The sequence below is a fragment of the Janthinobacterium sp. PC23-8 genome (genome assembly GCF_002250505.1).
Classification (GTDB): Bacteria; Pseudomonadota; Gammaproteobacteria; order Burkholderiales; family Burkholderiaceae_D; genus Janthinobacterium.
In genome coordinates this window covers 177,307-195,969 of the sequence record NZ_NJGY01000005.1, presented here as the reverse complement: position 1 = coordinate 195,969, position 18,663 = coordinate 177,307, and the positions used below count along the sequence as shown (strand labels likewise).

The following is an 18,663-nucleotide window of genomic DNA, read 5'->3' as shown; positions in this document are numbered from 1 at the left end:
TCAATCACGACAGGACACGCACCATGAAAACCGCCGCTCTTCTGCTTTCCGCCGCCCTGATGACCGTCGGCGGCGCCTGGGTACAAGCCCAGTCGACCACCAACCTCAACCAGACCGGCAACCACGTCAACAACCAGCGCGACCCGGGCCAACAATCCGACGAGTCCGACAAGCTCGACAACAAGGGCAAACCCATGCCAGGCAGCAAGATGCGCCAGCATGAACGCCCTGCCAGGGACCAGCGGGCGATAAAACGCGACAAGCAGCATCGTCCCGCACCGTTGCCCGCCCCCCCACCCAACACTCAGCCCGTGCCCGGCACCTTGAGCCCGCCGTCCATTCCAGGCGCGCCAGTCCCGCCGATGCCACCGGTGCCGCCGACCACGCCGGCGACCATGCAATAATTTAACGCTACGTCCATATTGCGTTATCATCAAGGAAAGCAACTTTCCCGATGAAACCATGTCCCCGATCGAACGCAAATGGTGGTTTGAACTTCCCATGCTGCTGCTGGCAGCCCTTGCTACGTTTTTCCTGTTCCAGAGCGCGCGAGTGCCGCACACATACTCGCTGGCATGGTTTGTCATTTTCTCGCTGTGCGCCGGCGCACTGCAGCGCTTGTTGTCGTTCATGACCTGGCTGCTGCTGTTATGGCTGGCACCTGGCCTGGCCGACAGGCGGCTGGCCGATCCCCAGCCCAGCGCCTGGTCGAAAATGCGCAAGCGCTGAACGCGATATTGATCAACTGGCCTTGAACAGCTGCCCGCTTTTTCAGTCACGCCGCGCCAGCGCGTTGCCGCGCACCTCGAAGGCCGACTGCGCCACCGCCTTGCCCTTGCCGTTGACCAGCTCCAGCGCATGCTTGCCGGACGCCGGCTTCCAGCCGAGGCTGTCGTCGGCCGGACCCAGGTCCCTGCCGTCGAGCCGCCAGCGCAAGCCGTGCCCGGCCTGCGCCTGGAAAAACACGCGCTGCAACGGCTGGGGAATATCGGGATCGATGGCCAGGATGCTGTCGTCGGCCGGATAGACGATGGCGGGCGGGCGCGAGGCGTCATCCAGCACGGCAATCACCGCGCTTTCGGTGCCGGCGATAAACCACTCGCGGCGCGGCGCCTCGAACGCCGGCCGGTAACTCACCGCCTGCTGCAGCACGCCCACCGGCGGCTTCGGCGCGTGGCTGGCCACCTGCCGGTGCAAATACGCCATCACGTCATGCCAGACGGGTGCGGCGCCCGTCACGCCCGACACATCCCACATCGGCTGGCCGTCGAAATTGCCGACCCACACCCCCACCGTATAGCGTTCGGCATAGCCGACGCACCAGTTGTCGCGCATGTCCTTGCTGGTACCGGTCTTCACGGCGCTCCAGAAATTCGTGCCCAGCTCGTTGGAGAGGCCAAAGGTCATGCTGCGCGCGGCGCGGTCGGACAGGATATCGCTGACGATAAAGGCCGCGCCCGCATCCATCACGCGGCGCTTGCCGGCGCCCGCCTGCCCCGGCCGTACGCTGGCCGTGCTGTACAGGCCGCCATTGGCCAGCACCCGGTAGGCGTTGGCCAGCTCCAGCAAGGTCACTTCGGACGAGCCCAGCGCCAGCGACGGCCCGTAGTATTCGGCCGGCTCGCTCAGGCTGGCCAGCCCGACATCTTTCAATCGATTGTAAAAACTGTCCTGGCCCGTCAGCAGCACCGTGCGCACGGCCGGGATATTGAGCGAGCTGGCCAGGCTGGTGCGGGCGCTGACATGGCCCTTGAAGTGGCGGTCATAGTTTTGCGGCACATACATGCCGCCACCGGTGGCGATATCGAGGGGCGTGTCGTCCATGACGGAGGCGGCCGTCAGCAGCCGGCGCTCGATGGCCAGGCCATACAAAAAGGGTTTCAGGGTCGAGCCGGCCTGGCGCGGCGCCGTCACCCCATCGACTTCGCTGCCGCCCGCGTTGCCGACATAGGCAAGAATGTCTCCGCTGCGATTGTCGAGCACGATAATGGCGCCGTCGTTGACGTTACGCTCGCGCAGAAACGCCAGTTGCTGGCGCAAAGTGTCCTGCGCAAAGCGCTGCAGCGCGCCGTCGAGCGTACTGGCCACTTGCGCGCCGGCCTGCTTCAACAACTGGCGCGCCACTTGCGGCGCCGGGGCCGGCTCGAGCAACTGGTTGCCGCGCTGCAAGGCCGTCTGCACGCGCTGGCCGATCAGCTGGCAGCTGCTGTCCATGCGCCATTCGTGCGCCAGCGCGCAGGCGCGCCGCGTCACCGCCGCCAGCGGCGCATTCGGCGCGCGCACCAGGCTGGCCAGGATAATGCCGTCGGTCTGGTTCAGCCCCGAGGGCGCCTTGCCGAACAGCGTATTCGAGGCGGCGGCAACGCCCTGCAGGTCGCCGCGAAACGACACCAGGTTCAGATACGCCTCAAAAATCTGCGCCTTGCTCCAGCTGGCCTCGATCTCGCGCGCGGCGCGCATCTGTTGCCATTTCTGGCCCACGCTGCGGCCGTTTCTGGACCCTTGCAGGGCCGGATCGAGCTGGCCCGCCAGTTGCATGGTGATGGTCGAAGCGCCCCTGGCCTTGCTGGAAAACAGATTGTCCCAGGCCGCCGTGGCCACCGCCGCAATATCCACCCCGCCATGGCGCATGAAGCGCTGGTCTTCGGCCAGCAGCACCGCCTGCTGCAGCGCCGGCGAGATATCGGCCAGCGCCACCCAGGGCAGGCGGCGCGCCTGCATATCGACCCGCAGCGCTTGCAGGCCGGCGCCGCCACGATCGAACAACTGCGCTTCGGAGCTGCGATACGCGGCCTGCACTTGCGCCGGCGTCGGGATGGGCGCAGCTACCGCCCAGACCGGCAGCGCCAGGCTGGCCAGCAACGCAGCCATCGCAACTTGCTTCACTGCCCCACCTTGACGCTGGCGTTGGGGCTCTCGCCAAACATGTCCGGCGCATACATCGCCTCGATCCTCGTGGCCGGCAAGCTGAAGTCGCCGGCATTGTTCAGGCGCACCGTGTATTCCACGCTCCACGTGCCTTTCGGCACATAAGCGTAATAGGCGCGGAAGGCGTCGAACGCGCGTTCCTCGAACGTGGGCCAGACCCGGCCCGCCACTTTTTCGCCAGCCGTGGCCAGTGCCGAATCGCGGCCCAGGCCATTGCCCAGCACGCTGGCGCTGGCCGGGATCGGGTCGTCGACCACCACCCAGCTCATGTCGGCCTGGGCTGACAAGTCCAGACGCACGCGGTAGATGTCGCCGCGCGACCATGTGCCGGCGGTCTTCTGTTCGACCGGCGTGATGGTTTTTTTGACCGTGTAGCCGCTCGATATGGGCGCCCTGAGTGGAATGGCCGCCAGGCTTTGCACGGTGGCCCAGGGCTTGCCGGTGCCGCTGTTGGCCAGGCCCAGGGTATCCTTGCCGGCCGGCCAGGGCTGCAACACGGGACCGAGTTTGGCGGCCTGGTTCCACAGCAGGGTTTGCGTGTCGCTGCCCAGCCTGGCGGCAACGGCACCCGTCACAGGAGTCGACTCGAATTTGGCCGAAAATTTTGCGATCGCCAGCGTGCCCCAGGCATTGGCCACGGTGGTATCCCAGCGGCCCTTTTTCTGGCGGCCCAGGCTGGCGCGCGCCAGGCGGCCGATATCGTCTTTCCAGGCCGGCTCGTCCATCACGGCCAGCAGCAGGCGGTTGGCGTTGACGTCGCCGGACACCATCAGCCACCACCAGTTATCCTTGCGCTCGGTGGAAAAGCCCATGGTCGTGCCCTGGAAGTTCAGGCGGCTACGCAGTATCTGCTGCGCCTCGGCCAGCAGGGCGTCGCGGCGCGCCAGCTTCGGCGTGCGCTGCAGCAACAGCGACCAGTCGATCAAGGCCGAGGTCGGCCATAGCTTCGGATCGATGCTGATCGACTCCAGGGCGTCGGGCGGCACCTTGCCCGAGCGCGACAAGGCTTCCAGCGCGGCCAGCTTGCGCACGGCCAGGTCGTTGGCGGCCAGCGCCGAATGGCGCACGATGCGGCCCTGCACGAAGGCGGTCAAGGCTTCCTCCATGCGGTTCTTCGCTTGCTCCGGTATCGCATAGCCCGCTTCGGCCGCGACCGACAAGATATACGCCGTCAGGCTGTCGCTGCCCTGCTCCATCAACGGGAAATATTTCAGCAGGCCGTCCGCATCGAGATAGGCCGGCAGCCTGGCGACTGTCGCCTGCCACAGAGCATGGTCGCCCAGGGCGATGGCTTTCGAGCTGCTCTGCTCGAAGCAGGTGTACGGGTAGGCTTGCATGTACTCGCGCACGCCGGGCAGCTCGCCCCCGAGCCTGGCGGCAAAGCTGGTCTGGATACCGCCACGGCCCGGCAAGGCGCCGGCCGGCTGCTGCACCGCAATATTGATGGGCTGGTCCAGCTGCACCAGCGTCGCCTGGTAGGTGCGCACGGGCGTGGCCTGCGCCACTTTCTGCGTGATGTTGAGCTGATCGGTGCGCCCGCCCGCTTTCGCACTGACTTGCCACACGACGCTGGTCGCGCCCACCGGCACCGGGTAATCCCAGCCAGCCTCGCGCGCTTCGCCAGCAGCCAAAGCGAGATGCTGGCGCGGCAGCGCCTTGCCGGCGGCAGTGGCGTTCAGTTCCACGTTCAGGGAGGCACTGGAGGTATTGCGCACCGTAAAGCCTGCGCGCAGCTGGTCGCCTTCGCGCACCAGCGCCGGCAGGCCCGACAGGATGATCAGGTCTTGCGAGGTGCGTATGTCGGTGCTGCCGGTGCCGAAGAACTGCTGGCCGGCGCTGGCAATGGCGACGATGCGAAAGCCCGTCAGCGAGTCGTTCAGCGGCACTTGCACCGTCGCTTCGCCTTTGGCGTCGAGCTTGACCGTGCCTTTCCAGAACAGCAGGGTGTCGAACAGCTCGCGGCTGGCGCCCTTGCCGCCGCCACCGCCGGCCGGAAAAGCCTTGCGGCCGAAGTGGCGCTTGCCGATCACCTGCATCTGCGCGGTCGCCGTTTCCACCTGCAGGCTGCGGCGCGCCATCATGGCGTCGAGCAATTTCCAGCTGTCGTTGGGCATCAGTTCCAGCAAGCCCGTGTCGACGGCGGCCAGCGCCACTTCGGCGCCCGCCGGCAGCGGCTGGCCATCGGCGCGGCGCACGCGCACCGACACTTCGGCCTTGTCGCGGGTTTGATACACGTCCTTGTCCGACACTACCATCACGCGCAGTTCATGCGCCTGCCAGCCTACGTTCAAGGGCGCGATGCCCATCTTGTAGGCCGGCTTGCCGAGGTCGACCAGGCTTGTGGGCTGCACGCCATCGACCCGCCCGCGCACCACCAGCACCGAGACATACACGTTGGGCGCGTAGTTGGGCTTGACGGGTATGGACACCAGCGGTTCGCGCCCGTTCAACTGGCGCACATAGGTGTCGAGTATGCCTTCGCGCTCGACCGTGATCAGGGCCGTGCCGGCGCGAAACGGCATGCGCACCTGCAAGCTGGCCTGCTCACCCGGTTCATAGCGTTTCTTTTCCGGCAGCAAGTCGATGCGGTCGTTGTCGCTGGCGTCGAACCACCAGTCGCCGCTGCCGGCCACCCAGGTATCGCGGTTGGCCACCGCCGCGCGGCCGGCGCCATCGCGCGTGCTGGCGCGCAGGATCAGGTTGCCGCTGGCGGGCGCCTTGACGTCGCATAACAGCAAGCCTTTGGCATCGGTCTGGCCCGTGCAAGCCTGGCCCAGCTTGACGATATTGCTGGAATTTTCATAGGCATAAAAGCCGCCGATGAGACGCCGGCGGTGCGAATAGCTGTTACGCTGGAAAAAGTCGACCGCCACCGCTGCGTTGGCCACCGGCTTGCCATCAAGCGACAGCACGGCCACCGTAAATTTGAACTGATCGCGGCTCAGCGCCCAGGCGTCGGGCTTGATGCCGATCACCACATTCGAGGTCCACAGCGGCACGCGGGTGGCGACCGAGGCCGTCTCGCCATTGGCGTCCTGGAAGGCCAGTTCGGCCACCAGGTCGCGCGGCGTGGACAGTTTCGGCAACTGGTCGACGACGATGCGCGCGCCGCCGGCCTTGTCGAGGTTCAGGCTTTGCGTGCGCGCCGCCTGTGCGGCGCCAGGCCGGCCATGGCTTTCATCCTGCCACGGGCCGCCACTTTCGCCATCGTCCTCCTGTTGCGTGCCCTGTTTGACCAGGCCTTCCTTCACATCGCCATTGCTGAAACTGTAGTCTGCATAATCGGCGAACGTGACTTGCTTGTCCTGCAGCAGCGTACGCAGCTTGACGGGCGCATTGGTGGCGGCGCCGCCGGCCAGGTAATTGATCTGCGCGTCAAGGCTGATGCTGGACACTTGCACGGCCGGCGCCTTCGGGCCTTGCAGCACCGCCTTCATGGTCGGTACGCGGAACGCTTCGACACGAAACGTTCCCGACGGTTTACCGGCCATCGTGACCTCGTATTGACCCTGTTTGGCGTCCGCCGGGATCACCCAGTCGTTCTCGGCCGAGCCGCTGGCTGACCAGCGCAGCGGCAGCTCGTATTTCTGCGCGCTGCCCATGTGCGCGATGACCACCGAGGTGGCGCTGCCCGGGCCATTGCCCTTGCCGGCCAGCTCGAAGCCCTGCTGCGTATGCTTGCGGATGAAATGCTTCATGTGCACGGTTTCGCCGGCGCGCAGCAAGGTGCGGTCAAATACCGTGGCCAGCAAGGTGTTGTCGGCGCGCGTGTCGTCGGTGGGCAGGTTGAAGCGCCACGCTTCGATGCCGCCCACCCAGTCCGACAAGGTAAAGGTCATGTCGCCGCCGCTGCGCGCGCTGACAAAGTAATGGGGGTTGTTCTTGCAGCTGGACTTGGCCAGTTCTTCGCGGATTTGCGCCACGCCGTGATTGTCCGTCACGCCCTGCCACAGCAGCTTGCCGGCGCAGTCGCGCACGGCCACTTGCGCCCTGGCTACCGGCGCACCCTGGTCGAGCGACGTGACCCAGACCAGCGACGACTGCGCGCCATGCTTGAAGTGGGCCGCCAGGTTCGTTACCAGTGCGGCAGTGCGGATATACGCCGTGGACGGCTTGCCCTGCAGGGCCTTGCCCAGGATGGGGCTGGCCAGTTCCACCACGTAAAAGCCGGGCCTGGCCAGTGGAATGCCGATCACTTCAAAGGTTTTCTTGCCGGACGGGCGCGGCAGCTTGATGGCGCGCGCGCCGGGGCTACCTTCGAGCACGGATTTTTTCATGCTGCCCGCATACTGCGCATTGGGCTGCCAATATTCATTGACCTTGCCTTCGCCGGCCAGGCGCCGCATCCATTCGATGATGAACTGGTCGTCATTGTCGGGCACGCGCAGGGTGGCACCGTCGGCAGCACCGACTTCCTTGCCAACTTCCTTGCCGGACAACACGGGTTCGATATTGCGCACCGTTACCGGCAGCAAGCCATCGCCCTTCGCTTCGAGGATGCCGAACGGCGCCGGGAATTTCAGCAGTGGCGGCTGCTCGCCGGTGCGCACCGTCATCGGGAATCGCGCGCCGTTGAGCAAGTCGCGGCCGGCGTCATCCTGCAATTTGGGCGGCAGCGCCAGCACCAGGCTGGCCTGTTCGGGAAACGGCCCCTTGAACGTCGCTTCGGTCAGGAATTCGGCTTTTTCATCGCCTTCGGCCACGCTCGGCCGCCAGGTCTGGCCAGCCCCTGTCAAGGTCGATGCGCGCACCAGTTCGGCTTTCACCGGTGCGGAAAACTGCACGCGCATGGGCAGGAACGGGATGCATGGTGCTTTCGGATTGCTGCGCTGGCAGTTGAAGCGGGCCGTAAAGTCGGGCCGCGTTTTGAAGTTCAGGGTCTGCGCCTTGTCGCTAACGATGCCGGGCTCGCCGGCGCCAGCGATGCCCGCGCCCCATACCAGCGACACCTTGGCATTGGCAGGAAAGCTGCGCTTGCATTGCAGAACGGCGACCGGCAGCGGCGGCGCGCCCTTGCTGCGCACCAGCATGCTGGTTTTCCACACGCCACCGCGTTTTTTGAAATACGCGCCGAAATAACGCTCAAGAAATCCCTTGCGCAAGGCCAGGATCTGCTCCAGGTCCTGGCCCTGCAACAGGCGCACGCCGATTTTTTCATTGATGCCGTCGGCGCGGCAGTAGGCGTTGGCGACAACGCTGGCCTCGTCGGGCACGGCGTCCAGGCCCAGCACGAAAATCTGGTTTTCATCGATGCGCGGCTGGCCGTCATAAGGCGCCGCCTCAACGATGGCCGGCCCGCCGGTGGAAAAGCGGTAGCTGGCCTGGCCCCGCACGGCCTGGCCGGCCTGGTCCTTCAGGTTCGCTTTCAAGGCAAAGGTACACGCCACGCCAGCGGGCAGGTCGCGTGCGAAGTCATACGCCCAGTTGCGCTCGTCGGCCCAGCGCCCGGTACCCGCCACCACGGCAGGCTCGGCCTTGCCGCAATCGACGGCAAACGGCGCCGGCAGCGCCATGTCGCCCATTGGCACCATCGGCGTGGCGAACTGCACCCGCACCTGGCGCACGGCCTTGATGGTGCCGCTGGGCGAAAAACTGGCCACGCCGGCGTCGGCCCAGACGGCGGGCGGCACGGCAGCAGACAGGCACAGCATTAATACTTTGCTCAGCAGCATGGACTGGGAAGGCAGCTTGGGCACGGAATGGCTCCTGGTTGGGCAGCGTACAGCGCAGGGAAAAACAAACTGAACAGTCGAGCGGGCAATCACACTGAGGTATAAGCTAGCAAGCTGACCATCGTTGCTAATATACAGCTGTCGGCATGGCGCCAGTCGTACGATAGCCGCCCCTATCCACTATCCATTTCAGCGCTGCGGCGTGCAGCGAAGTCAACAATTGAGTGCGTCAAGTGTTGTATTTGTCTCGATTCAGCAACACCATTGATATACAACAATCCTTTGTGCGCTAACGCACCGACCGCTTGAACCTGGAAACGTATTCTCCAATCCAACAGCAGTGCATCCGATAAAAAACATGCACATCTGGAATTGTTGTTGCAGTAGAACGCAGACCATCTAACCGTTTGATGTATTAAGAAAAAAATCTCTATTAACGTTGGGAGTTACTTGTGAATAATTTAAAAAAAATCGCCGTTGCCGCCGCCGTGTTGTGCTCGTCAATCGGCGCACAGGCTCAGGAAATCAATCCATCCTGGTACATTCAACCAAGCATCAATGCTTCGAAACCAGATTCGAGTTTTTCTTCCGACAAAACCGGCTACGGCGCTGGTCTGCGTTTTGGCAAGCCTGTTTCGCCACAGTGGGACGTGCAGTTCGGCACCACCTACACCCGCTCGAAAGACAATGGCAACCGCTACCAGCAAAACACGCTGGGCGTCGATGGCCTGTACTTCTTTAACCGTAACCCAGGATTTGCTCCGTTCGTCGTCGTCGGCGCCGGCATGCAGCGCGACAAGGACAACGGTCCTCTGGGCGAACGCAGCAAGAGCTCGCCTTACGCCAACCTGGGCCTGGGTTTCCAGAGCAAGCTGACCGACCAGTGGTCGACCCAGCTCGACGTGCGCAATGTGCACGGCTTCCTGCGCGGCAACACATTCCCGGAAAGCAAATCGAGCAACTGGTACGTCAACGTTGGCCTGAACTACGCTTTCGACAAGCCGCCAGTGGCAGCGCGCCCAGCGCCACCGCCGCCAGTGCGTGAAGAAGTCGTCGTGATCGTGCCGCCGCCACCACCGCCGCCACCGGCGCCACGCTTTGAAAAAGTGACGATGTCCGCGACCGAACTGTTCGCGTTTGACAGCGCCAAGCTGGCACCGACCCAGACCAAGCTCGACGAAATCGCTCGCGTGCTGACCGCCGCACCGGATGTCAACAACGTCGTCATCAGCGGCTACGCCGACCGTATCGGCTCGGCCAAGTACAATCAGAAGCTGTCGCAGCAACGCGCTGACGCGGTCAAGGTCTACCTGGTGAACAAAGGAATTGCCGCCAACCGCCTGAGCGCCGAAGGCAAGGGCTCGACCAATCCAGTCGTTACTTGCGATAACAAGAAACGTGCTGACCTGATCAAGTGCCTGGAACCGAACCGTCGCGTTGAAGTCGAGCAGATCACGATCGAGCGCCGCGTACGATAATCACCTTGTGAGTGGTACGCCACTGTTAAAAAGAAAGGGGCCGCGGCCCCTTTTTTTCATTGAAAGCCACGCATGAATTTTTCTAGCCGCAATCCCCGCCTGGCCAAACTGGCACCGCTTGGCAAGACGATGCGCAGCGTTATCGTCTGTTCCGTCACCGAATGGCTGGAACACCGCGCGTCCAGCAAGGGCGCCGCCCTCGCCTACTACACCCTGTTTTCCGTTGCCCCCATCCTGGTGCTGGTGATCGCCATCGCCGGCTTCTTTTATGGCCAGGCCGCCGCGCGCGGCGAGCTGATGTCCCAGCTGCAGGGCTTGCTGGGCACGCAAGGCGCCGAAGCGATCCAGCTGGTGCTGGCCGGCGCGCGCAACCATGACCAGGGCCGCATCGCCACCCTGATCGCCGGCGCCCTGCTGCTGTTTGGCGCCACCAGCGTGTTCGCCGAATTGAAAGCCAGCCTCGACGAGATCTGGCAAGTACCGCCCCTGAAGGAAGCGGGCGCCTGGGATATGATACGCACGCGCCTGCTGTCGTTTGGCCTGGTGCTGGTACTGGCGTTTTTGCTGATGGTGTCGCTGGTGATCAGCGCGGCCATGGCCATCCTGGAAAACTACTGGGAAGGCCACTGGAAAGATGCCGCCGTGCTGTTTTCCATCCTCTCCAACCTGCTCGGCTTTGCCGTGATCGCCTGTCTGTTTGCCGTGATCTACAAGATGCTGCCCAGGGTGCGCCTGTCCTGGCGCGACGTGATGATCGGCGCCCTGGGCACGGCCTTCATGTTTTCACTGGGCAAATACGCGATCGGCATGTATATCGGTAACAGCGGCGTGGCCAGCAGCTATGGCGCGGCGGGCTCGCTGGTAGCGCTGCTGATCTGGATTTATTACTCGGCGCAGATCTTTTTCCTGGGCGCGGAATTCACGCGCCAGTTTACCTTGCAACTGGGCAGCATGAAACACGCGCCGAAGACGGAAGATGGCGACCTGGTGACCAAGATATTGAAGCGGCACCAGTCGTAAGCCGCTCTCGACCTCAGGCAAGAACGGCGCCCTCGGGCGCCGTTTTGCATGATGATGGTCGCTTTACTCGCCGAGCAGTTCCGCCACCACTTCCATCCCCTGCACCCGCTCCGCCACCACCTTGACGATAACGATGATGGGCACGCCCAGCAGCAAGCCCCAGACGCCCCACAGCCAGCCCCAGAACAGCAGGCTGACAAACACCGCCGTCGGATTCATGCGGGCGATGCGCCCCGTCATCCAGGTGGTGACAAAGGTGCCGACCAGGGTGGCGATACCGAGCGAGGCGGCCATCACCAGCACCACCATTTCCACCGATTCGAACTGCAGAAAGGCAACCAGGCCGGTGGCGATCGTGATCAGCAAGGGACCGAAATACGGAATAATGTGCAGCAAGCCGGCCATGATGGCCCAGGCGCCAGCGTTTTCCAGGCCGATCAGGTGCAGTACCACCCACATCAGCAGGGCCAGCAAGACATTCGTGACCAGCAGCATGAACATATAGTTCTGGATCGAGGTATTGATGTCTTCCAGGATATGCACGGTGACCTTCTTGCGGCTCAGCGATGGCCCGGTCAGCTTGACCAGCTTGCGCTTGAAGGTGTCGCCCGACAGCAGTAAAAAAAATACCAGGAAGATCACCATGGTGGCCTGGCTGACAAAGCCCATCAGGCCCAGCGAGCCGGCCCAGACCCAGTCCATGATCTTGAAATTGGGGCCTTCGGCGGCAGCGGCGCGGCGCACGTTGCGGCGCGCTTCGGCACCGGCGGCCACCTGCTCGATTTCATTGGCCACGGCCTGCATCTTTTGAAACGTGCTTGCCTTGCCGCCCGTGTTGGCGGCGATCAGCCGCGCCAGCTTGTGGGTAGCGGCCGGCAGTTCTTCGACGATGGCTTCGAATTCGCCCTGCACGCGTTCGATGACGACGATGGAGCCAAACAGGATCAGGGCGGTGACGACGGTGGCGCCGATGGCGCGCGGCAAGCGGATTTTTTCCAGCCAGGCAACGAGCGGATTGAGGGTATAGGCAAGGAAGATGCCGAAAATGACGGGAATCAGGAATTTCTGCGCCCACTGCAGCGCATAGACAAAACTCACAGTGGCGATGATGCCGAGCGCCAGGCCGCGCGCATTGACGTGCAGCGGCAGGCGCAAGACCGGGTCGGGATGTTCCACGGACGCGCTGGCGGCAGGCTCGGCGGTACCGGCGACAACCGACTGGGAAGGAATATCGGCTGGGTGGTTCATGAGACTCCCGCTACGTTCTGTGGATGGCCAGAGTACCTGCGGCAACGGCAGGCGCTCTGGCGGGACTGGCAATTACTTGACGCGGATATCGTTCTTGACCGATTTCACGCCTTTGACGCCGCGGGCGATTTCGCCGGCTTTGACGGCATCGCCTGGCTGGGCGACGAAGCCGCTCAGCTGGACCACGCCCTTGAAGGTTTCCACATTGATTTCGGTGGCTTTCAGGGTCGGCTCATTGATGATGCTGGCCTTGACCTTGGTGGTGACCAGCGTGTCGTCCACGTATTCGCCCGTGCCTTCTTTGGTTGGGGTCGACGCGCAGCCAGCAACGGCGAACAGGGAAGCGACGAACAGACCGGTAGCGATAGATTTGGTGAATTTCATGGTATTTTCCTTTTAGGAGTGGTCAATCAGGGTGCTCACGGGGGAGCTTCTTGTAACCAATCTGGATTTAATATCCAAACTGGAGTTTTGCAGCCTTCACACAGTCGTCTTTGGCTGCGCCGGCCAGGGCGTCGCACTTTTCAGCGGCGACCTTGTACTCGGCTTTTCTTTTTTCGTCACGCGCATCGCTGCGCGCTTCGATGACTTTCTTGTCGGCCTTGGCATCGGCCAGGGCCGCGACCTTGGTCGACTTGGCCAGCTTGATGCAGACATCCTTGTCGTTGCCGGTCAGCGCATCGCAGCGCTTGTGGTCAACGTCATAGTTGGCGTCGGCAATCTTGACGCGGGCCTTGGTGTAGGCGCGCAGGGTGTTCGTGTATTGGGCCTGGGCCACCGCTTCGTCATAGGCGCGCACGGCTTTCGCTTCGGCGATGCAGACCTCTTTCGGGTTGCCGGAGATTTTTTCGCACTCGGCATGAGCGGCCTTGTAATTGACGCCGGCTTGTTCATTGGCGCTCTTGTAGGCAGCCTTCGCTTCCGGCGTGGCGGCCAGGGCGGCGTTGCCCCATGCGGCGCAGGCGATGCCGACGATAACTGCGGCGAAAGTCTTGCGGATGTTCTTGTTATTCATCTGATGCTCCCTGGTGGTGATGATCTTTTGCCTATCTGTGTGGCATGACTACCGTTTTACGTGGATCATCAACGCGGTTCTGTACGCTGCCGTACATAAGCCTGCACATTTCGCCCGACGACGCAAAGATGGGGCGAATAACAACAGCTAACAGCGTTTGATATGGAAATCAGGCAGCAAATAAGTACGTGCGGCAGCGTACAGACCGCAATGGCGGCGGTGCCTAAGATCGCCTCATGCACTCTTTCACAACGTCAGGAGAATAAAATGAAAACCAACGCCACCTTGGCTGCACTGATGCTTGCCGCTACTGCCGTCCTCAGCGGTTGCGCCAATACCTCCCCATCGCAGAACTACAACGGTTCCCAGCCCGAGTCGGCCACCTACGGCACCATCGACTCGATCCAGGCCGTCCAGGGCCGTAGCCAGACCAGCGGCGCGGGCGCGGTGGTTGGCGGCATCGCCGGCGCCCTGTTGGGCAGCAATATCGGCTCGGGCAGTGGCCGCACCGCCGCCACCGTTGCCGGCGCCGTTGCCGGTGGCGTGGTCGGCAACCAGGTCGAAGGCCGCCAGCAGCAGGCACCGAGCTACCAGATCAATGTTCGCCTGGACAATGGCCAGTACCGCAATGTGGTGCAGGACAGCATCTATGACCTGAACCCGGGTAACCGCGTGCGCGTCATCGATGGCCGCGTCTACCGTTATTAATCATTTTCCGATCAATGCGTGATGGCCTCGCCGGCCATTCGCCTTACAACAAAAAATACAGGGAGTTATCATGGGTACCATTATTCTGGTTATTTTGATCCTGGCGCTGATCGGCGTACTGCCGACCTGGCCACACAGCCGCAGCTGGGGTTACGGCCCCAGCGGCGTCGCCGGCCTGATCGTCGTGATCCTGATCCTGCTGCTACTGACCGGCAGGCTATAACAAAAAGGCGCTACGGCGCCTTTTTCCATTCTAAAAGGAAATATCATGAAGCAAACAATGACACGCGCCTTGTCCGCCTTGCTGCTCGCCTGCCTGGCACCCTTGGCCATGGCCCAGGACGCGCCGCCCACCGGCACGCCGCAGCCAGGCGATCCGGCCCGCTGGTACCAGGCTGACAGCACGCCGCAAGCGCAGCTGCGCACCTTGCACAAGGAGATTGCGGCCGCGCTCGCCGAAGCAAAAAAAGCCTGCCGCCAGGCAGCACCAGCGGCACGTGGCGCCTGCCTGAAAGCGGCACAGGAGACCTATCGCCAGGATATGGCGAACGCGCAGGCACTGCGCGAGGCGGCCCATCCGAAATAGTGTCAGACGGTGGTACGCTCGTACGGTGGCAGCTCATGCACCACCAGCGGCGTGTCTTGCGTGACCAACGCCAGCCAGCCGGCCGCCTTGACGGCCCGCAGGCCATCCTGGTAGCCCTGCTCCCAGCGCCATTCGATCGAACCCTTGGAAAAATTGATGTCCTTGGCCGCCATATGCCAGTCGCGTCCCGCATACGGCAGGCGCACGATATGCATGGTGCTGTCGCAGCCGAGCCCGATCAGCTCTTCGGTCTGCTGGTGGTTGTGGGCCGTGTCGGGCAGCTTGGCATACAGTTCGCGCAGCTTGCGCTGCAGGGTGTGCGTATTGACGTAGTCTTCGATATGGCGCTTCGAGCGCGAGGCGAAAGTGACATCCTTTTGCCGTGTCTGCACTTCGTCCAGCGTGGTCGGTTCGGGCCCTTCCGAACTCCACAAGTCGACCATGAAAACCAGGGTATCGACGTGGGGCGTATCGTCGAGCACGGTCTCGAGCGGCGTGTTCGAATACAGGCCACCATCCCAGTACAAATCGCCATCGACGCGCACGCCGGGAAAACCGGGCGGCAAGGCGCCGCTGGCGCGGATATGGTCGACGCCAAGCCGCTGGTGATGGCTGTCGAAACTGTGCAGGCTGCCGCATTTCACGCGCAGCGCATTGACCGACAGCCGCATCGCGCCGGGCTGGTTCAGGTAATCGAAATCGACCAGTTCTTCCAGGGTGGTGGCCAATTCGCTGGTATCGTAGAAGCTCGCCTCTTCGGGCGGCACGGCACAGCCGGCCGGGAACAGGCTGAACAGGCGCGGCTTGAAAAAGCCGGGCACGCCGCGCAAGACGGTATCGAGCGTGGCCAGCCAGATATTCGAACGGCGCTGGGAGTCGCCCACGCGCGTCATGTCGATGCTGTCGCGATGCGACACGCGCCGCCAGAACTCCTTCAGGCGCACCAGCCGGTCTTCATGCTTGTTGCCGGCCAGGATGGCCGCATTGATGGCGCCGATCGAGGTGCCCACCACCCAGTCCGGCGCCAGCGCGTGCTCGTGCAGCGCCTGGTAAACACCGGCCTGGTAGGCGCCCAGGGCGCCGCCGCCCTGCAGCACCAGCACGATGCGCAGGCGCGCGGGATTCAAGGGATTGATCATGGTCGTCAAGATAGCTCCAGGCTCTGGCGTGCAAGGCTGCACCGTGATGCATTGTAAGGGATCGCGCGAACCGGCGCAGGCAGGCGCGCGCCCAAAAAAAACGCCGTCAATGACGGCGTTCGGGACAGCAGCGGTGACTCAGTGCTTGCGGCGCAGCCAGCCGGCAGCGACGGCGGCGACGATCACCAGCACCAGCGCCGGCTTGACCAGCTTTTTGCGGCCGATAAACGACAGCGCCGTCATGGCGTACGGCATCAGGGCCTGCAGGCGAAAGCCGCCTGGCGCCAGCAGCGACTCGACGCGATTGCCGGCAAAACCGCTGACCGTGTGTATCACGCCCTGCAACATGGTTTCCGGGCGCAGCGCATGGCCCACATTGGCGCGGGCATGCACGATGCTCACACGGTACAGTTCGCCTTCGGCGATCAATTGCCGCTTGCGCGCCGCTTGCAGCGTCATTTTGTCGTGTTCCGACATGGGTGTTCCTCCTTGGGCAGCATGACAAAGACAAGGCCCGCAGGGACGTGATGCCGTGCGGGCCTTGTCAGCTGGTACTAGATCAGCATGTCGCGGTCGGCCTTCAATTCAGCCATGGTGGCCGGCAATGAAAGCTTACCTTGACGCAGCATCGCGCGCGCATGCATGACGAGCCAGACAGCCAGCAGCGCGAATACCGCCGTCATGATCAGCAGTATCTTCCAGCCCAGGCTATCCCAGGCCAGAAAGACCACCAGCACGCTGCCGTAGGCGATGGCGAACAGGCCTGCCACCATCGCCAGGGCGAAAATGACGACCAGTTGCAACAGATGATTGCGCACTTCCGACAATTCGATGCTTGCCAGTTCCAGCCGCGACAACATCAGTCCGACTGCGTTCCTGGCCAGGCCGGCGATCGAAGCGATCAATCCCGGCCCCTGGTGAGACGAAGCGGACTTGTCCATATCGCTCCCGACTTGATTACTTGCGGCCCAGGATGAAACCGATCAGTACGCCAACGCCAGCGGCGAGGGCCACCGTGCGCCATGGATTTTCTTTCACGTAACCATCAGCCTGGGAGGCGAGCTCCTTGGCCGAAACGATGGCCGCAGCTTGTGCTTCCTGTGCCTTGACCAGGGCGGCGTCCAGGGTTTTCATGCCCTTGACGCGCACTTCGTCGGCTTTTTCGCCGGTCAGGGCGGCAGCGGCGCTGAACAATGCCTGGGCATCTTTCACCAGGGTTTTGACATCGTTATTGACGGTGGTGATATTGTTTTCCAACATGGTTAAACTCCTCAGCTGTGGATGAATGTAATTTCTTGTGACGATGACGGACATTTATTCCATCAGATCGCGCATGTCGTCGGCGTGCTCTTCTTCGACGGCCATGATCTTGATCAACAAATGACGCGTGGTCGGATCCGTTTCGCCGATCTTGACGATCATCTGGCGGTACGATTCGATCGCCACGCGCTCGGCGATCAGGTTGGCCTTGACCATGCTTTGCACGTCGTCGGAGTCATCATACTCGGCATGGCTGCGCTCAAGCAATGTTGCCGGATTAAAATCTGGTTTGCCATTCAATTGAACGATGCGCTCGGCCAGCCAGTCGGCGTGTTCCTGCTCCTGCTGGGCGTGCTCAAGGAACTCGGCCTTGATGGTGCCGTTATCACGTCCGCTCACGGTGTAGTAATGGCGCTTGTAGCGTGCAATGCACACCAGCTCGGTAGCCAGGGCGCCATTCAACATGGTGATCACTTCCTGGCGATTACCCTGGTAGCCTTCGGTGACAGCACCGTCGTCAAGATTCCTGGCGGCGGCGCGGATGGCGGCCGTATCGATTCCCGAAGGAGTGGCAACTGAAGTATCGGACATAATTTTCCTCTCAATGCTAGCGTGGGTATCCGCCGGCCAAGCGGGCCGGCGCTGCCTTGGTACTGCTGCGGCAAAGGCGCTTGCCTGCGCCGCGCTTGACACCAATCAGTTCTGATTAACGACGGGCGGGAATGGCCGTGTTGTCTTCCGACAGCACGATTTCCACGCGACGATTGAGCTGGCGATTGGCCGCCGTATCGTTGCCCGCCGCAGGGTAAGCGGCGCCATAGCCGCGCGTGGCGATGCGGTCACGGGCGATGCCCTGTTCCATCAAGGCATTGCGCACGGCTTCGGCGCGGCGTTGCGACAGTTCCAGGTTATGCGCCGAGCTGCCGGTGCTGTCCGTGAAACCTTCGATCAGCACGGTGCGCTGCGGGTTGTTTTTCAGCACGTCGGCCAGCTTGCGCGCCGTGTTCATGCCGTCGGCCGTCAGGTTGGACTTGTCGGTGCCGAACAGCACGTCGCCCAGGGTGATGATCATGCCGCGTTCGGTTTTCTTGGCGGCCAGGTCGGCCAGTTGCACTTCCAGCGCGGCGGTGCGTGCCTGGGCATCGCGGGTCGCCATTTCGGCGCTCTGCGCCTGGGCCTTGGCCGCTTCGGCAGCCGCTTGCGCAGCCTGGGCGCGGGCGGTGGCCTGGTCAGCCTGCTGCGTGCGCGCTTCGAGGCGCAGTTCGTCGCGCTGCTTGCCGGCATTGGCCACATCAGCTTCAGCGGCTCTCTGTTTGGCGACTTCTTGTGCGGTGGCGATTTTTTGCTTGGCCAGATAGGCCAGCTTGTCGACCTGCTCCTTGTCTTCCTGGCGCGTGGCGGCGGCGTTTGCCGCTTCCAGCGCAGCGCTGGCGTCGCGCCACTCGCGCGCCGCATAGGTCGACACCATCGGGTTAGCCTGCGCGGCCATGTAGTCGCCGCGGGTCTGGTCGAGCAGGCTGGTGGTGGTCGGCGCGGAGCTGCAAGCGGCAACCAGGGCGGCCATGGCCAGCAGGCCGGGAATGGTGGTGTAAGTAGCTTTTTTCATGAT

General features: G+C 63.0%; 18 protein-coding genes. 7 read left to right on the top strand and 11 right to left on the bottom strand.

Annotated features, from left to right (window positions below; all coding sequences use genetic code 11):
* Positions 1 to 23 precede the first annotated feature (23 nt).
* Both CD932_RS27375 and CD932_RS27370 read left to right on the top strand, forming a co-directional pair.
* The gene (locus tag CD932_RS27375) at positions 24 to 404 is read left to right on the top strand and encodes a hypothetical protein (RefSeq protein WP_141213392.1); all 381 of its coding nucleotides are present in this window, start codon (positions 24 to 26) and stop codon (positions 402 to 404) included.
* 58 nt (positions 405 to 462) lie between these two features.
* Entirely contained in the window at positions 463 to 729 is a 267-nt protein-coding gene (locus tag CD932_RS27370) for a hypothetical protein (RefSeq protein WP_094446039.1), read from the top strand.
* A 42-nt stretch (positions 730 to 771) separates the two neighbouring features.
* Here CD932_RS27370 and pbpC read toward each other — a convergent pair whose 3' ends face one another.
* Entirely contained in the window at positions 772 to 2,871 is a 2,100-nt protein-coding gene (gene pbpC / locus CD932_RS27365) for a penicillin-binding protein 1C (RefSeq protein ID WP_094446038.1), read from the bottom strand.
* Positions 2,872 to 2,882: 11 nt separating this feature from the next.
* Entirely contained in the window at positions 2,883 to 8,624 is a 5,742-nt protein-coding gene (locus CD932_RS27360; protein WP_254926786.1) for an alpha-2-macroglobulin, read from the bottom strand.
* A 428-nt stretch (positions 8,625 to 9,052) separates the two neighbouring features.
* On the opposite strand from CD932_RS27360, the gene CD932_RS27355 reads away from it, so the two are divergent.
* Both CD932_RS27355 and CD932_RS27350 read left to right on the top strand, forming a co-directional pair.
* Positions 9,053 to 10,078: an OmpA family protein gene (locus CD932_RS27355; RefSeq protein WP_094446036.1), complete on the top strand. Its 1,026-nt coding sequence runs from the start codon at positions 9,053 to 9,055 to the stop codon at positions 10,076 to 10,078.
* Between the two features lie 72 nt (positions 10,079 to 10,150).
* Positions 10,151 to 11,098, top strand: coding sequence for a YihY/virulence factor BrkB family protein (locus CD932_RS27350; protein ID WP_094446035.1), 948 nt, complete (start codon positions 10,151 to 10,153; stop codon positions 11,096 to 11,098).
* A 63-nt stretch (positions 11,099 to 11,161) separates the two neighbouring features.
* Here CD932_RS27350 and CD932_RS27345 read toward each other — a convergent pair whose 3' ends face one another.
* The 3 genes from CD932_RS27345 to CD932_RS27335 all read right to left on the bottom strand — a co-directional run bounded on the left by CD932_RS27345 (position 11,162) and on the right by CD932_RS27335 (position 13,361).
* Complete coding sequence (locus CD932_RS27345; protein ID WP_254926797.1) at positions 11,162 to 12,253, bottom strand: AI-2E family transporter; 1,092 nt, start codon at positions 12,251 to 12,253, stop codon at positions 11,162 to 11,164.
* A gap of 165 nt (positions 12,254 to 12,418) precedes the next feature.
* Entirely contained in the window at positions 12,419 to 12,730 is a 312-nt protein-coding gene (locus CD932_RS27340) for a BON domain-containing protein (RefSeq protein WP_094446033.1), read from the bottom strand.
* Positions 12,731 to 12,797: 67 nt separating this feature from the next.
* A complete protein-coding gene (locus CD932_RS27335) occupies positions 12,798 to 13,361 on the bottom strand; it encodes a hypothetical protein (protein WP_094446032.1) in 564 nt (187 codons plus the stop codon).
* A gap of 267 nt (positions 13,362 to 13,628) precedes the next feature.
* Here CD932_RS27335 and CD932_RS27330 point away from each other — a divergent pair, with 267 nt between their 5' ends.
* The 3 genes from CD932_RS27330 (at position 13,629) to CD932_RS27320 (ending at position 14,655) form a co-directional block, all read left to right on the top strand.
* On the top strand, positions 13,629 to 14,069 hold the full coding sequence (locus tag CD932_RS27330; RefSeq protein ID WP_094446031.1) for a glycine zipper 2TM domain-containing protein: 441 nt from the start codon (positions 13,629 to 13,631) through the stop codon (positions 14,067 to 14,069).
* Positions 14,070 to 14,139: 70 nt separating this feature from the next.
* A complete protein-coding gene (locus tag CD932_RS27325; protein WP_065307223.1) occupies positions 14,140 to 14,292 on the top strand; it encodes a DUF3309 family protein in 153 nt (50 codons plus the stop codon).
* A 45-nt stretch (positions 14,293 to 14,337) separates the two neighbouring features.
* Positions 14,338 to 14,655, top strand: a complete 318-nt coding sequence (locus CD932_RS27320) for a hypothetical protein (RefSeq protein WP_254926785.1) — start codon at positions 14,338 to 14,340, stop codon at positions 14,653 to 14,655.
* 2 nt (positions 14,656 to 14,657) lie between these two features.
* On the opposite strand, the gene CD932_RS27315 is transcribed toward CD932_RS27320, so the two are convergent.
* The 6 genes from CD932_RS27315 to CD932_RS27290 form a co-directional block, all read right to left on the bottom strand.
* Positions 14,658 to 15,794 carry a patatin-like phospholipase family protein gene (locus tag CD932_RS27315; RefSeq protein WP_094446030.1) on the bottom strand — a complete coding sequence of 379 codons (1,137 nt, stop codon included), beginning with the start codon at positions 15,792 to 15,794 and terminating at the stop codon, positions 14,658 to 14,660.
* Positions 15,795 to 15,932: 138 nt separating this feature from the next.
* Positions 15,933 to 16,271: a hypothetical protein gene (locus CD932_RS27310; RefSeq protein WP_094446029.1), complete on the bottom strand. Its 339-nt coding sequence runs from the start codon at positions 16,269 to 16,271 to the stop codon at positions 15,933 to 15,935.
* Positions 16,272 to 16,348: 77 nt separating this feature from the next.
* Complete coding sequence (locus CD932_RS27305) at positions 16,349 to 16,735, bottom strand: phage holin family protein (protein WP_094446028.1); 387 nt, start codon at positions 16,733 to 16,735, stop codon at positions 16,349 to 16,351.
* Positions 16,736 to 16,751: 16 nt separating this feature from the next.
* A complete protein-coding gene (locus CD932_RS27300) occupies positions 16,752 to 17,054 on the bottom strand; it encodes a YqjD family protein (protein WP_094446027.1) in 303 nt (100 codons plus the stop codon).
* A 54-nt stretch (positions 17,055 to 17,108) separates the two neighbouring features.
* Positions 17,109 to 17,645 (bottom strand): bacterioferritin, encoded by a 537-nt coding sequence (locus CD932_RS27295; RefSeq protein ID WP_094446026.1) that lies wholly within the window; start codon positions 17,643 to 17,645, stop codon positions 17,109 to 17,111.
* Between the two features lie 115 nt (positions 17,646 to 17,760).
* Positions 17,761 to 18,660, bottom strand: a complete 900-nt coding sequence (locus CD932_RS27290; protein ID WP_094446025.1) for an OmpA family protein — start codon at positions 18,658 to 18,660, stop codon at positions 17,761 to 17,763.
* Positions 18,661 to 18,663: the final 3 nt, after the last annotated feature.

What these genes read in the sequence shown, in the direction of transcription:
- CD932_RS27375 (WP_141213392.1), top strand. Translation starts at nt 24, where the DNA reads ATGAAAACCGCCGCTCTTCTGCTTTCCGCCGCCCTGATGACCGTCGGC.
- CD932_RS27370 (WP_094446039.1), top strand. Translation starts at nt 463, where the DNA reads ATGTCCCCGATCGAACGCAAATGGTGGTTTGAACTTCCCATGCTGCTG.
- pbpC (WP_094446038.1), bottom strand. Translation starts at nt 2,871, where the DNA reads ATGGCTGCGTTGCTGGCCAGCCTGGCGCTGCCGGTCTGGGCGGTAGCT.
- CD932_RS27350 (WP_094446035.1), top strand. Translation starts at nt 10,151, where the DNA reads ATGAATTTTTCTAGCCGCAATCCCCGCCTGGCCAAACTGGCACCGCTT.
- CD932_RS27340 (WP_094446033.1), bottom strand. Translation starts at nt 12,730, where the DNA reads ATGAAATTCACCAAATCTATCGCTACCGGTCTGTTCGTCGCTTCCCTG.
- CD932_RS27335 (WP_094446032.1), bottom strand. Translation starts at nt 13,361, where the DNA reads ATGAATAACAAGAACATCCGCAAGACTTTCGCCGCAGTTATCGTCGGC.
- CD932_RS27330 (WP_094446031.1), top strand. Translation starts at nt 13,629, where the DNA reads ATGAAAACCAACGCCACCTTGGCTGCACTGATGCTTGCCGCTACTGCC.
- CD932_RS27325 (WP_065307223.1), top strand. Translation starts at nt 14,140, where the DNA reads ATGGGTACCATTATTCTGGTTATTTTGATCCTGGCGCTGATCGGCGTA.
- CD932_RS27320 (WP_254926785.1), top strand. Translation starts at nt 14,338, where the DNA reads ATGAAGCAAACAATGACACGCGCCTTGTCCGCCTTGCTGCTCGCCTGC.
- CD932_RS27315 (WP_094446030.1), bottom strand. Translation starts at nt 15,794, where the DNA reads ATGATCAATCCCTTGAATCCCGCGCGCCTGCGCATCGTGCTGGTGCTG.
- CD932_RS27310 (WP_094446029.1), bottom strand. Translation starts at nt 16,271, where the DNA reads ATGTCGGAACACGACAAAATGACGCTGCAAGCGGCGCGCAAGCGGCAA.
- CD932_RS27305 (WP_094446028.1), bottom strand. Translation starts at nt 16,735, where the DNA reads ATGGACAAGTCCGCTTCGTCTCACCAGGGGCCGGGATTGATCGCTTCG.
- CD932_RS27300 (WP_094446027.1), bottom strand. Translation starts at nt 17,054, where the DNA reads ATGTTGGAAAACAATATCACCACCGTCAATAACGATGTCAAAACCCTG.
- CD932_RS27295 (WP_094446026.1), bottom strand. Translation starts at nt 17,645, where the DNA reads ATGTCCGATACTTCAGTTGCCACTCCTTCGGGAATCGATACGGCCGCC.
- CD932_RS27290 (WP_094446025.1), bottom strand. Translation starts at nt 18,660, where the DNA reads ATGAAAAAAGCTACTTACACCACCATTCCCGGCCTGCTGGCCATGGCC.